The sequence below is a fragment of the Streptomyces albiaxialis genome (assembly GCF_039530985.1).
GTDB lineage: Bacteria > Actinomycetota > Actinomycetes > Streptomycetales > Streptomycetaceae > Streptomyces > Streptomyces albiaxialis.
In genome coordinates, this window is sequence record NZ_BAAAPE010000007.1 from 1,039,932 (window position 1) to 1,052,246 (window position 12,315).

The window sequence follows — 12,315 nt, forward strand, 5'->3', positions numbered from 1 at the left end:
TCCGGGGCGGTTCAGACGGCCCCTTCGGGGCGTAGCCCGGAAGGGGCGCGGGGAACTGCGCGAGCAACCAGCGCGGCGCGGCAGCCTGGCACGCGCGGCAAGGGGCAGCCCCTGCTCAGCGCGCGCAAGCCGCTAGCAGCCGCGCTCGTAGCCGGTGATCGCCGCGACCTTCGCCGCGGAGCCGGATGTCTCGTCGAAGCGCTGGTCCAGCCACTCGTCCAGCAGCGTGCGGGCCAGCTCCAGGCCGATGACGCGCTGCCCGAAGCAGAGGACCTGGGCGTTGTTGCTGAGCACGGAGCGCTGGACGGAGTAGCTGTCGTGCGCGGTCACGGCGCGTATGCCGGGCACCTTGTTGGCGCTGATGGCGACGCCGAGCCCGGTGCCGCAGATCAGCAGCGCGCGGTCGGCCTCGCCGTCCGCGACGCGGCGCGCGGCCTCGACGGCGACGTGCGGGTACGCCCTGTCCTTGTCGGTCCCGTCGCTGCCCACGCCGACATCCGTCACCTCGGCGACGCGCGCGTCGCCCTTGAGATCGCGCTTCAGCGCCTCCTTGTACTCCAGGCCGGCGTCGTCGCAGCCGACGACGACACGAAAGGGCTGTGCGGTGGTCATGACGGGTCAGCCTCCCAGCGGGATCAGGGCGTTGAGGACGAGGGCGAGCGAGGTGGCGCCCGGGTCGGGGGTGCCGATGCTGCGCTCGGCGAGGGGGCGGGCCCGGCCGAGCCTCGGCCGCAGCTCCGCCGTGGCCTCGGCGGCCGTACGGGCCTCCTCGGCCGCGGCGGCGAAGGCGGCGGCGGGCTCCTCGCCCGCGCCGGTCCGCCGCGTGAACGCGGTCACGAACGGGTCGAGCGCGTCGACCAGCGTCTTGTCGCCGGGCTCGGCCTTGCCGAGCGCGGTGACGGCGTCGCGCGCGGCCCGCGCGCCCGCCGCCCACTCGGCGGGTTCCGGGGCGCGGTCGGCCGGGAGTCCGGCGCCGAGCGCGCGCAGCCCCGCGCCCCACAGGGCGCCGGAGGTGCCGCCCGCCTCGGCGGCCCAGGCGTCGCCCGCCGCCGCGAGCAGCGGCGCGGGCGCGGCGCCGTCGGCGTGCGCCTTCTCGGCGGCGGCGAGCGCCGCGTCGACGCCCTTGCACATGCCCCGGCCGTGGTCGCCGTCCCCGGCGACCGCGTCGAGGCGGCCGAGCGCCTCCTCCTGCTCGTGCAGCACGGTGTGCGCGGCGCGCAGCGCCCGTACGGCCGTCGCGGAGGTCCCGGCGGCGGCGCCGGTGGCCGTCTCCAGGGGGGAGGAGGCCGCGGCGGCACGGGGCTCGGGGGCTGAGTCACGTGCCGCCACGACCGGTCGGGGGGCGTCCGCGAGCTGTCCCCTGCGGAACGCGGGGGTGTCGGCGGGCGCCAGCCACAGCCGCTCCAGCTCCTCGTCGAGCCAGGTGAGCGTCAGCGAGCAGCCCGCCATGTCGAGGCTGGTGACCAGCTCGCCGACCTCGGGGCGTACGAGTTCGAGGCCCGCGTCGGCCAGCAGCCGGGCGACGGTGCCCCAGAGGACGTACAGCTCCTCGTACTTGGTGGAGCCGAGCCCGTTGAGGATGACGGCCACGCGGCGGTCCTCGCGCGCCTCCTCGGGGCGCTCGGCGAGCAGTCCCTCGACCAGGGTGCGGGCCAGGTCCGCTGCGGACGTCAGCTCGCTCTCGCTGACGCCGGGCTCGCCATGGATGCCGAGCCCGAGGCCGAGCTTGCCCTCGGGCACGGTGAAGAGGGGCTCGCGCTGGCCGGGCAGCGTGCAGCCGGCGAAGGCGACGCCGAGGGTGCGGGTACGGGCGTTGGTGCGCTCGGCGATCCGTACGACCCCGTCGAGGTCGGCGCCCTCCTCGGCGGCGGCCGACGCGGTCTTGTAGACGGTGAAGCCGCCCGCGATGCCGCGGCGCTTCGCGAGGTCCTCGCGGGGCGCGCTGGCGATGTCGTCGGTGACGGCGAACGTCCGTGCCGGTACGCCCTCGGAGGTCAGCCGCTGGGCGGCCTGCCCGAAGTTCATGACGTCACCGGCGTAGTTGCCGAACATGAACAGGACCCCGCCGCCGTTCTCCGCTTCGCGGCCGACGCTGTACGCCTGGGCGGCGGAGGGCGAGGTGAAGACGTTCCCTATGACGGAGCCGTCGGCGAAGCCGTCGCCCACGACGCCGCAGAAGGCCGGGTAGTGCCCGGAGCCACCTCCGGTGAGGACGGCGACCTTGGCCTGCGGGCTCTTTCTCGCCCGCACGACTCCGCCGTGCACGGCCCGTATGTGCTCGGGGTGTGCCGCCGCGAACCCGGCGACCATGTCCTCGGCGAACGTCGCCGGGTCGTTGAACAACCTGGTCATGAGTGAGCTCCATGTATCGGCTGCGGCTGTGACTGCGGGTGCGGGTGCGGCTGCGGCTGCGGGTGCGGGTGCGGGTGCGGCTGCGAACGGGCTGCCCCTTGCTGTGCATTGCAGAGTGCGCGCGCGTCGTGGCTGGCCGCGCAGTTCCCCGCGCCCCTGAAGCGCCCCTTCGGGGCGCGCTTCGGGGCGCGGAGCGGCTTCGGGCGCCTGCCGGGCGCGCGGCGGAGAGGGGGCACCCCTGCGATTCCCGGCTGTGCTTGGGAGGTCTGCGCCGGAGGCGCAGGGCTGGCAAGCGCAGCCCCGATGCCGGGTACACACAGGTCGGGCCTCACCAGTTGTCCCTCGCTACCGCCAGGGACCGGAGGTACTGGGCGTAGCCCTCCTCGTAGAAGGCCAGGGCCTCCTCGTCGGCCCGGACGACGTGTGGTTCGGCTCCCTCCGCCTGGGCGGAAACCCCGAGGGCCTCGAACGCGACGCGGGCTGCGCCGCGGATGCCGACCGCGTCGTCGCGGACGTAGAGGTCGCGGCCGAGGACGCCCGCGAAGATGCGTCCCCACTCGCCCGAACGGGCCCCGCCCCCGCAGGCCGTGACGGACGCGGAGACGCCGAGCGTCTCCAGGCAGTGCCGGGCCGAGTAGGCGACCGATTCGCACAGGGCGCGGACCAGGTCCGCGCGGCCGGTCAGCGGGGAGAGCCCGTCCAGGCGGCCCCTCGCCCGCGCGTCCACGAAGGGCGCGCGTTCGCCGCTCGTGGAGAGGAAGGGGAGCGCGGTGACGCCCCCGGCCCCGTACGGGGACTGGGCCAGCAGCGCGTCCAGCTCCTCGATGCGCACGTTGAGCATCTTCAGCAGCCAGTCCAGGCCCGCCGTGCCGATCATCGCGGGCATGACCTTGAGGTACCGGTCCTCGTACGGCGTCGCCAGCACCATCCCGGCCGCCTCGTCGCCGCCCGCCGGGGACGGGTCGTCGGAGAGGACCTGGCACGCCAGGGTCGTACCGATGATCATGTGGCCCTGGCCCGGCTCGCTGAGCCCCGAGCCGAAGCCGCAGGCCGGGATGTCGAACGGGCCCGCGCTGACCGGCAGTCCGGCGGGCAGGCCCAGCTCGGCCGCCGCCTCGGGGAGGAGCGGGAAGAGCGCGCCGCGCGCCGCCGGTTCGGCCAGGAGCTTGCGCCACTCGCCGAGCCCGCACAGGTCGAGGGCCTCCTCGTCGTACGTACGCGCGACGACGTCGAGGAAGGGGACGGACGCGTCGGAGGCGTCGACGGTCCGCTCGCCGGTGAAGCGCTGCACGATCGCGTCGACGCAGTACCCGGCGGTCTCGGCACGCTCCAGGCGCTCCGGCTCGTGCTCGGCGAGGTACGCGAGCAGCGGGCCCGCGGAGCCGGGAAAGAGCCCGGCTCCGGTACGGGCGTGCACCTGGCGCGCGACCCCGTCGGCGACCCAGCGGTCGAGGACGGGGGCGGCGCGGCCGTCCATCCAGGACAGGGCGCGGCCCACGGGCCTGCCCTCGGCGTCGCGCAGCCAGAGGCCGTCGCCCTGTCCGGTGAGGGCCAGGGCCTCGACCGGCTCGTCCGGGTCGAGCGCGGCGGCGTCGGCGACGGCGGCACGGACGACCGTGACGACCGTGCCGACGACCTCGTCCAGGTCCTGCTCCACGCGGTTGCCCGGGAGGGTGTAGACGGTGCTGCGGGCCTCGTGTGCCGGGCCCGTGCGCCCGTCGCGCGCGATGAGCTGGGCCTTGGTGACGGAGGTGCCGACGTCGACCCCGACGATCATGACGCGGAACCTCCCCCCAGTACCTCGGGGTTGGCGACGTGCCGCAGCGGCTCGCCGCGCAGGAAACGCGCGGCCTCGCCCGCGGTGATCGCGGCGGCGCGGTCGGCGGTCTGCCGGGTGGCGCCCGCGAGGTGCGGGGTGGTGATGACGTTGGGCGCGTGGTGCAGGGGCCAGTCGGCGGGCGGCGGCTCGACGTCGTAGACGTCCAGGGCGAGGGCGCCGAGGTGGCCGGAGCGGAGCATGTCCGGGAGCGGCGCGTAGTCCATCAGCTCGCCGCGCGCGGAGTTGACGAGGACGGCGCCCTCGGGGAGGAGGGAGAGGTTCCCGGCGTTGAGCATGTGCCGGGTCTCGGGGGTCACGCGGGCGTGGAGGGAGACGACGGAGCTGCGGCGCAGCAGGTCCTCCAGGCCGGTCAGCTCGACGCCGTCGGCGGCGGCCTTCGCCGGGTCGCAGTACGGGTCGTGGACCAGGACGCGGGAGCCGAAGGCGTTGAGCACGCGGGCGACGATCGAGCCGATCGCGCCGTAGCCCACGAGGCCGACGGTGGTGCCGTCGAGTTCGATGCCCGCGTTCTCGATGGCGTAGTAGTCGCCGCGCCAGACGCCCTTCTTCAGCTCGGCGTCGGAGGAGGGGATGCGGCGCAGCGCGGCGAGCATCAGGCCGAGGGCGAACTCGGCCGCGGCGGCGGCGTTGCGGCCCGGGGTGAAGGTGACGGGGATGCCGGCCTTGGTGGCGGCCGCGACGTCGACGTTGACGGGGCCGCCGCGGGCGACGCCGATCAGCTTGAGGTGGGGTGCCTTCTCGATGACCTCGGCGGTGAAGGGCGCCATCTGGATGAGCGCGATCTCCGCGTCGCCGAGCGCTTCGAGCAGCTCCTCCTCGGTGCCGCTGGCCTCCTTGACGTTCCCGACGGGCCCGAAGGGGGTGAGCGGCCAGGGGGTGGTCTGGGTGCGGAAGTCCAGCTCGATACCGGGCGCGGCCTCGCGCAGCGCGTCGACGAAGAGCCCCGGCGCGATGAAGTGGTCGCCGGAGGCGAGGACCTTGCGCGCGTTCGTGCTCATGCGCGGGCACCTTCCTTGAGCTTGGTGAGCAGGTAGCGGCGTACGTCGGCGTGGTCGGCGGCGACGTGCGCGGACCCGGCGAGGGCGTCCTCGGCCGGGGGGTACGTGGGGTTGGGGATGGCGACGACGGTCATCCCGGCGGCCGCGGCGGCCCGCAGCCCGTTGCTGGAGTCCTCGACGGCCAGGCAGTCGGTGGCCGGGACGCCGAGCTTCCCGGCGGCGGCGAGGTAGACGTCCGGGCTGGGCTTGCCGCGCGGCACCTCGGCGCTGGAGACGGTGGCCTTGAAGTGGTGGTCGACGGCGTGGTGGGCGAGCACCGCGTCGATCACCCGGCGGGGCGCGGAGGAGGCGAGCGCGATGGGACCGAGGGACGCGGAGTCGGTGACCATCTCGCGGGCGCCGGGGAGGAGGTCGATCTCGCCGTCCTCCAGCGCCTTGATCATGCCGTCCACGACGGTCCGCTCGGTGTCCTCCGCGCTGTCGCCCGCGCCCGCGAACTCGGTGAGGAAGGCGGCCCACTCGGGGGCGCTCATGCCCTGGCAGCTCTTGGTCTGCTCGGGTCCCCACTGCTTGCCGCGCTCCGCGGCGAACGCGGTCCACAGGCCTTCCCAGAGGTGCTCGCTCTCGACGAGCACTCCGTCCATGTCAAACACCACTGCATCGGCCACGGCCGGTACTCCTAACATCGCTGTCTCAGCAAATTAACACCCAATCTGTTAGTTGTCACCGACTCATTGATACCGGTGTGGGCCTCGACGACCCCCAGGAGGCAAGATGGCCCGTATGACCGCCCAAGGATCCGGATCCGCCCGTCCCACGCGCCAGAAGCGCCAGCAGCAGATCGTCGACCACGTGCTGGCCAAAGGGGACGCCACCGTGGCGGAGCTCACCGAGCTGACCGGTGTGAGCCTCATGACGGTGCACCGGGACATCGCGGAGCTGGCCGACCGCGGCATCCTGCGCAAGTACCACGGCGGGGTCTCGGCCCAGCCGTCCACCGTCTTCGAGTCCAGCTCCGACTTCCGGCTGCACGCGCACCCCGGCGAGAAGGGCGCGCTGGCCCGCGAGGCGCTCGGCTTCCTCACCCCCGGCATGTCCCTGATGCTGGACGACTCGACCACCGCGCTCGCACTGGCGAAGCTGTTGCCGCAGGTCGGGCCGTTGACGGTAGTCACGAACTACCGCCTGATCACGGAGGAGCTGCGGGCCGCCGACGACATCAGGCTGATCCTGGTCGGCGGCGAGTACTCGCGCACGCACGACTCCTGGATCGGGCTCTCGGCGCTGGAGATGATCAAGAGTTTCTCCGTCGACGTCACGGTCGTCTCGACGTCGGCGATGACGTCCGAGATGACCTTCCACCAGGAGCAGGAGATCGTGGCGATCAAGCGCGCGATGCGCGAGGCCGGGGCCCTGAGCGTCCTGCTGATGGACCACAGCAAGGTGGGGCGCAGCGCCCTGCACCGGCTCGACCCGGTCTCGTCCTTCGACCACGTGGTGCTGACGCCGCCCGTGGAGGACGCGGTCCTCGCGGACATGCGGAAGCTCACGGACGTACGCGTCGTGGGCACCGGCGAGGAACAGGTCACGGAATAACAAAGAGCGTCGTTACCTTTAACACAGCTCTTGATATTTATCGCGACCCGGCTGAGTATCCCTGGTGCAACCTGGTTACCTCAGAGTGGAGGCCGCGATGCTGCTGGATCGCATAGGGCTGCCGAAGACCCTGGTCCTCGGCTATATCGGCGTACTGCTGTTCATGATCGGCGACGGCGTGGAGAGCGGCTTCATCGCTCCGTACATGGCCGACCACGGCGCCGGCACCGACGTCAGGGCCGGTTACGTCATCACCGTCTACGGCGTCGCGGTCATGCTGGCCTCCTGGTTCTCCGGGGCGCTCGCCGAGGTCTGGGGCCCGCGCAAGGTGATGTGGGTGGGCCTGGCGATCTGGGCCGTCTTCGACGCCGCGTACCTGGTCTTCGCGCTCGGCACCGAGAACTACCCGATGATGCTGATCCTCTACGGGCTGCGCGGCTTCGGCTATCCGCTCTTCGCCTTCGGCTTCCTCGTCTGGATCACCGGCACCGCGCCCAAGGCCCGCCTCGGCACCGCCGTCGGCTGGTTCTACTTCGCCTTCACCGGCGGCCTGCCCACCCTGGGCTCGCTCTGGGCCAGCTTCACCATCCCGTCACTGGGCAAGATGGGCACCCTGTGGACCGCGCTCGGCCTGATCCTCATCGGCGGCGCCATCGCGCTGGTCGGCGCGAAGAAGCGGCCGGGCGGCGACCGTATGGCCCCGCCGGAGGTCACCACGGGCGAGAGCCTCAAGAACAGCGTCTCGATCATCAAGACCCACCCGAGGGTCCTGGTCGGCTGCCTCGTGCGGATCATCAACACCGCGCCCGAGTTCGGCATGCTGGTCTACCTGCCGCGCATCTTCTCCGACGACGTCGGCTTCGGCGACGACAAGTGGCTCCAGCTCCTCGCGATCATCTACGGCACCAACATCTTCTTCAACCTGATCTTCGGCGCCGTCTCCGACAAGATCGGCTGGCGTACGACGATCGCCACGTTCGGCGCCCTGGGCTGCGCGATCAGCGTCACCGTCCTCTACTTCGTCCCGACCTGGCTCGGCCCCGACTACTACTGGGTCGCCGTCCTCGCGGGCATGCTCTACGGCGCCACCCTCGCGGGCTTCGTCCCGATCTCGGCGCTCATCCCCTCCATGGCGCCCGAGAACAAGGGCGGCGCGATGGCGCTGCTCAACCTGGGCGCGGGCGGCGCGACGTTCGTCGGCCCGGCCATCGCCAGCCTCTTCCTCCCGCTCGTCGGCGCGGGCGGCGTGACGATCGTCTTCCTCGCCCTCTACCTGGTCGCGATGGTGCTCACGTTCTTCCTCAAGCTCCCGGAGGAGCGCGGCGGCTCGTCCTCGGGCACGCCGAAGCCCAAGAAGGGCGACAGCGAGTCCCCCGCACCGGCGACGGCACCCGCCTGACCCCTCTCCCCTCCCCTCCCCTCCCCTGCCCGCGGGCCCGGTCGCACGGACGACCGGGCCCGCTCCCGTGTCACAACCCCGCGCCCCCGTACGTCATGGGAACGAGAGCGCGGCACCGGGCCGCGCTCCGCACCAGGAGGGCCCGCACATGACCACCACCCCGCGCATCCCGAACCCCGCGATGGCCGTTCCCGGAGCCGTCACGGCGATCCGGGACCTGTTCTCCTCCCTCCAGCAGGGCGGCGTCCCGCAGAAGACGATGGAGCTGGTCCACCTGCGCGTCAGCCAGATCAACGGCTGCGGCTTCTGCGTCGAGTTCGGCGTACGCGGCGCCAAGAAGAACGGCGAGACCGACGAGCGGCTGCACGCCGTGGCCGCCTGGCGCGAGTCGACGCGCTTCGACGACGCCGAGCGCGCCGCCCTCGCCCTCGCCGAGTACGCGACCCGCCTCGCCGACCGTTCCGACCCGGTGCCGGACCCCGTCTGGGAGGACGCCGCCAAGCACTACGACGAGCAGGGGCTGTCCGCGCTGGTCCTGATGATCGGCCTCACGAACCTGGTCAACCGGGTCAACGTCACGACCAAGCAGCCCGCCGACCCGAACGCCACGTTCTGAACCTTCCGGCCCCGGCGTTCCGCACGGCGTCGTAGGCTGTGCGGGACTCGGATACGCGTACGAAAGGGAACAGGCGTGAGCGGCACGAAGTGACTCCAGCGTGCTGACGGCCCCGGCGACCGGCAACGGATCGTCCTGACCGGGCCGACGGCGCGACAGGTGCTCATCGTTCACTCGGCTCTCGCCATGCCCCGGCGAGTGCCTGGCCTGGAGTTCCCTTTTCGTGCACACCTCTCGTCGGCGCGCCCTGGGCGTGCTCTCCCTCCTTCAGTTCCTCATCGCTGTCGACGTCACCGTCGTGAACGTCGCCCTGCCCTCCATCGGCGCCGAACTCGGCGCCGGTCCCGCCTCGTTGACCTGGGTGGTCACGGGGTACGCCCTCGCGGGCGGCGGGCTCCTGCTGCTCGGCGGCCGGATCTGCGATCTGTTCGGCAGGCGCCGGATGTTCCTGCTCGGGACCGCGGTGTTCGGTCTCTCCTCCCTGCTCGCGGGCGTGGCGGACGGCCTGCCCCTGCTGCTCGCCGCCCGCCTCGGGCAGGGCGCGGGCGAGGCACTGGCCTCGCCCGCGGCGATGTCGCTGATCGCGCTGCTCTTCCCCGTGCCCGAGGAGCGCGCGCGGGCGCTCGGCATCTGGGGCGGCATCTCGGCCTCCGGCCTCGTCGGCGGCGTCCTGCTCTCCGGCGTGCTCACCGAACTGCTGCACTGGCGCTGGATCTTCCTCGTCAACGTGCCGCTGGTCGCCGCCGTGCTCGTCGCCACACCCCTGTGCGTACGGCCGGACGCGGCGGGCGGCGGAGCGCGATGGCGGCGGCTGGACCTGCCCGGTGCCGCGCTCCTCACCTGCGGGCCGCTCGCCCTCGTCCACGGCGTCCTGCGCGCCGCCGAACGCCCGTGGACCGGCGCTGACGTGCTGCTGCCGCTGGCGGCCGGTGTCCTCGCGCTGGCCGCGTTCGTGACGGTCGAGGCGCGGACGGCACGGCCGCTGGTGCCGCTGCGCTTCTTCGCGCACCGCACCCGCACCGTCGCCAACGCGGCGACCGTGCTGCTGAGCGCCGCGCTCTCCACCACGTTCTTCCTCGCCACGCTCTACATGCAGAACTCCCTGGGCATGGGCCCGCTCGCCGCCGGGCTCGCCTATCTCCCGTTCTGCGCGGCGCTGCTGGGCGCGATCGCGGTGGTGGGCCGGGTCATCGCCGCGCTGGGGCTGCGGGCGACCGCGGTCCTCGGCCTGGTGTGCGCGGGCGCGGGCTGCGCCTGGCTGGCCCGCCTCCCGGAACGGGGCTCGCTGTGGACGGACGTCGTCCCCGGCATGGTGGCCGTGGCGCTCGGCATGGGCCTCGGACTCATGGCCCTCCAGAACGCCGCCCTCCACGGCGTCACCGAACAGGACGCCGGGCTCGCCTCCGGAGTCCAGCGCTCGGTCGACCAACTCGGCAGCGCACTGGGCCTGGCCGTACTGGTGGGCGCGGGCAGCGGGGCAGGGGCCGGGAGCACCGGGGCGGAGGGCTTCCGTACGGCGTTCCGCTACGCGGTCGTGGGCATCCTGATCGCCATGGCTCTGCTGGCGGCGAGGGGCCGGGAGCGGAAGAGGGCCCGGTGACGCCCGCGCCGCTCACTCCTCCCGGGCCGTGCGCACCGCCTCCGCCGGATCCCAGCCCTCGCGGGGGACGGCGGCGAGCAGGGCGCGGGTGTAGGCGGAGGAGGGCGAGGTGAGCACGCGGGGCGTCGGGCCCTGCTCGACGGCCTCGCCCTTGCACATCACCAGCGTCTCGTCGGTGATGTGCTGGACCACCGCCAGGTCGTGGCTGACGAAGACCAGGGCCACGCCCGTCTCCCGCCGGATGTCGTCCAGGAGGCTGAGGATCTGCGCCTGGATCGAGACGTCGAGCGCGGCCACCGCCTCGTCCAGCACCAGCACCCGGGGGTCGACGGCCAGCGCGCGGGCGATGGCGAGGCGCTGGCGCTGGCCGCCGGAGAGCCCGTGCGGCCGGGCCTCGGCCTCGCGGGCGCCCAGGCCGACCTGGTCGAGCAGGCGCAGCGCCCGTTCCCCGGCGCCGGACGGTGTCGCACCGTGCAGCCGCAGCGCGGTGAGCAGGCACTGGCGGCTGGTGAGGCGGGGGTCGAGCGAGACGTAGGGATCCTGGAAGACCATCTGGATCTCCCGGGCCCGGGCCAGCCGCGCGGCCCTCCCGCGCGGCGGCCGGTGCTCGCGGACGCGGCCCGCGACGGCGATGGTGCCGGAGTCGGGGCGTACGAGCCCGACGAGCATCCGCGCCACCGTCGTCTTCCCGGATCCGGACTCGCCGACGATGCCGACCGAGCCGCCGCGCGGCACCCGGAACCCGATTCCGTCGGCGGCCGTGAGCCGCCCGCCGCCGGGGAGCGGATACGTCTTGCGCAGCGCCTCGACGGTGAGCACGTCGCCCTGCGCGGCGGCGTCCCCGCTCTCGCTGCCCCTCGCGGGCGTCTTCTCGGGTGCGGTCCCGGTCACGGTGCGGTCCTCTCGGCCAGGGCGGGCAGGCGGCGGCACGCGGCCTCGCCCGCGACCACGTCGGCATCGGCGCCATCGCTGTCGCCGTCGTCCAGACGGAACGGCTCCGGCGTCCAGGTCTCGCACGCGGCCTCGGCGTCGGAGCAGCGGGCGGCGAACGGGCAGCCGGTGAAGGCGTCGGCGAGGGACGGCGGGCGGCCGGGGATGGGCCGGAGCCGGGACCCGGTGTCGCCGAGCGCCGGGGAGCAGCCGAGCAGGCCGCGGGTGTACGGGTGGCGGGGGCGGGCGAACAGGCCGCTCGCGGGCTGCTGTTCGACGATGCGGCCCGCGTACATCACCAGCACCCGGTCGCAGTACGCGGCGGCGAGGTGCAGGTCATGGGTGATGAAGAGCATGCCCGTCTCGCGCTCGGCGCGCAGCGTGCGCAGCAGGTCGAGGATCTCGGCCTGCGTGGTGACGTCGAGCGCGCTGGTCGCCTCGTCGGCCAGCAGCAGCCGGGGCTCGGCGGCGAGCGCGCCCGCGATGACGACGCGCTGGAGCATGCCGCCCGACAGCTCGTGCGGGCGCTGGCGCACCCGGCGCTCGGGCGCGGAGAGGCCGACGGTGTCCAGGAGTTCGACCGCGCGCTTCTGTGCCGTGCGCCGGTCGGTGAGGCCCGCGTGGGCGAGGCGCTCGGTGAGGAAGTCGCCTATGCGGCGCACCGGATTGAGCGCGGCGCGCGGGTCCTGGTGGACCATCGCGACGGTGCGTGCCCGGTGGGCGCGGAGCGCCTCGCCGCGCAGGCCGAGGACGTCGGTGCCCTCGACCCGCACGGACCCCGTCGTGCGGGTGCCCTCCGGCAGCATCGCGAGCGCGGCCTTGGCGGTGGTGGACTTGCCGGAGCCCGACTCCCCCACCAGCCCGACGACCTCGCCCAGGCGCACCTGGAGGGAGACGTCGGCGAGGAGGGGGCGCGCGGTGCCCGGGAGTTCGAGGGTGAGGTCCTCGATGTCGAGTAGGGGATGTGGCGTGGCGGACATGGCG

Annotated in this window: 11 protein-coding genes; 4 read left to right on the forward strand and 7 right to left on the reverse strand. The window is 73.6% G+C overall.

What is annotated here, in order from left to right; all coding sequences use genetic code 11:
* Positions 1 to 132 precede the first annotated feature (132 nt).
* The 5 genes from ABD343_RS15815 to ABD343_RS15835 form a co-directional block, all read right to left on the reverse strand.
* Positions 133 to 612, reverse strand: coding sequence for a ribose-5-phosphate isomerase (locus ABD343_RS15815; RefSeq protein ID WP_344528353.1), 480 nt, complete (start codon positions 610 to 612; stop codon positions 133 to 135).
* 6 nt (positions 613 to 618) lie between these two features.
* Entirely contained in the window at positions 619 to 2,352 is a 1,734-nt protein-coding gene (locus ABD343_RS15820; RefSeq protein ID WP_344528355.1) for a dihydroxyacetone kinase family protein, read from the reverse strand.
* A 328-nt stretch (positions 2,353 to 2,680) separates the two neighbouring features.
* Positions 2,681 to 4,129 (reverse strand): FGGY family carbohydrate kinase, encoded by a 1,449-nt coding sequence (locus tag ABD343_RS15825; protein WP_344528357.1) that lies wholly within the window; start codon positions 4,127 to 4,129, stop codon positions 2,681 to 2,683.
* Entirely contained in the window at positions 4,126 to 5,190 is a 1,065-nt protein-coding gene (locus ABD343_RS15830) for a 2-hydroxyacid dehydrogenase (RefSeq protein ID WP_344528359.1), read from the reverse strand. The genes ABD343_RS15825 and ABD343_RS15830 overlap by 4 nt, the downstream gene beginning before the upstream one ends.
* The gene (locus ABD343_RS15835; RefSeq protein ID WP_344528361.1) at positions 5,187 to 5,858 is read right to left on the reverse strand and encodes an HAD family hydrolase; all 672 of its coding nucleotides are present in this window, start codon (positions 5,856 to 5,858) and stop codon (positions 5,187 to 5,189) included. Before ABD343_RS15835 ends, ABD343_RS15830 begins: the two co-directional genes overlap by 4 nt.
* A gap of 115 nt (positions 5,859 to 5,973) precedes the next feature.
* Between ABD343_RS15835 and ABD343_RS15840 the strand changes: the two genes are divergently transcribed.
* The 4 genes from ABD343_RS15840 (at position 5,974) to ABD343_RS15855 (ending at position 10,401) form a co-directional block, all read left to right on the forward strand.
* Positions 5,974 to 6,786, forward strand: a complete 813-nt coding sequence (locus tag ABD343_RS15840; RefSeq protein WP_344528363.1) for a DeoR/GlpR family DNA-binding transcription regulator — start codon at positions 5,974 to 5,976, stop codon at positions 6,784 to 6,786.
* 97 nt (positions 6,787 to 6,883) lie between these two features.
* On the forward strand, positions 6,884 to 8,185 hold the full coding sequence (locus tag ABD343_RS15845) for an MFS transporter (protein ID WP_344528364.1): 1,302 nt from the start codon (positions 6,884 to 6,886) through the stop codon (positions 8,183 to 8,185).
* Between the two features lie 148 nt (positions 8,186 to 8,333).
* A complete protein-coding gene (locus ABD343_RS15850) occupies positions 8,334 to 8,801 on the forward strand; it encodes a carboxymuconolactone decarboxylase family protein (protein WP_344528366.1) in 468 nt (155 codons plus the stop codon).
* A 223-nt stretch (positions 8,802 to 9,024) separates the two neighbouring features.
* Positions 9,025 to 10,401: an MFS transporter gene (locus tag ABD343_RS15855; protein WP_344528368.1), complete on the forward strand. Its 1,377-nt coding sequence runs from the start codon at positions 9,025 to 9,027 to the stop codon at positions 10,399 to 10,401.
* A 12-nt stretch (positions 10,402 to 10,413) separates the two neighbouring features.
* Here the strand turns inward: ABD343_RS15855 and ABD343_RS15860 are convergent, their stop codons facing one another.
* Together ABD343_RS15860 and ABD343_RS15865 are read right to left on the reverse strand one after the other, a co-directional pair.
* Positions 10,414 to 11,220 (reverse strand): ABC transporter ATP-binding protein, encoded by an 807-nt coding sequence (locus ABD343_RS15860; protein WP_344528621.1) that lies wholly within the window; start codon positions 11,218 to 11,220, stop codon positions 10,414 to 10,416.
* A gap of 68 nt (positions 11,221 to 11,288) precedes the next feature.
* The gene (locus ABD343_RS15865) at positions 11,289 to 12,311 is read right to left on the reverse strand and encodes an ABC transporter ATP-binding protein (RefSeq protein ID WP_344528370.1); all 1,023 of its coding nucleotides are present in this window, start codon (positions 12,309 to 12,311) and stop codon (positions 11,289 to 11,291) included.
* Positions 12,312 to 12,315 lie beyond the last annotated feature (4 nt).

Coding starts and splice junctions, on each gene's coding strand:
- ABD343_RS15815 (WP_344528353.1), bottom strand. CDS start 612: ATGACCACCGCACAGCCCTTTCGTGTCGTCGTCGGCTGCGACGACGCC.
- ABD343_RS15820 (WP_344528355.1), bottom strand. CDS start 2,352: ATGACCAGGTTGTTCAACGACCCGGCGACGTTCGCCGAGGACATGGTC.
- ABD343_RS15825 (WP_344528357.1), bottom strand. CDS start 4,129: ATGATCGTCGGGGTCGACGTCGGCACCTCCGTCACCAAGGCCCAGCTC.
- ABD343_RS15830 (WP_344528359.1), bottom strand. CDS start 5,190: ATGAGCACGAACGCGCGCAAGGTCCTCGCCTCCGGCGACCACTTCATC.
- ABD343_RS15840 (WP_344528363.1), top strand. CDS start 5,974: ATGACCGCCCAAGGATCCGGATCCGCCCGTCCCACGCGCCAGAAGCGC.
- ABD343_RS15845 (WP_344528364.1), top strand. CDS start 6,884: ATGCTGCTGGATCGCATAGGGCTGCCGAAGACCCTGGTCCTCGGCTAT.
- ABD343_RS15850 (WP_344528366.1), top strand. CDS start 8,334: ATGACCACCACCCCGCGCATCCCGAACCCCGCGATGGCCGTTCCCGGA.
- ABD343_RS15865 (WP_344528370.1), bottom strand. CDS start 12,311: ATGTCCGCCACGCCACATCCCCTACTCGACATCGAGGACCTCACCCTC.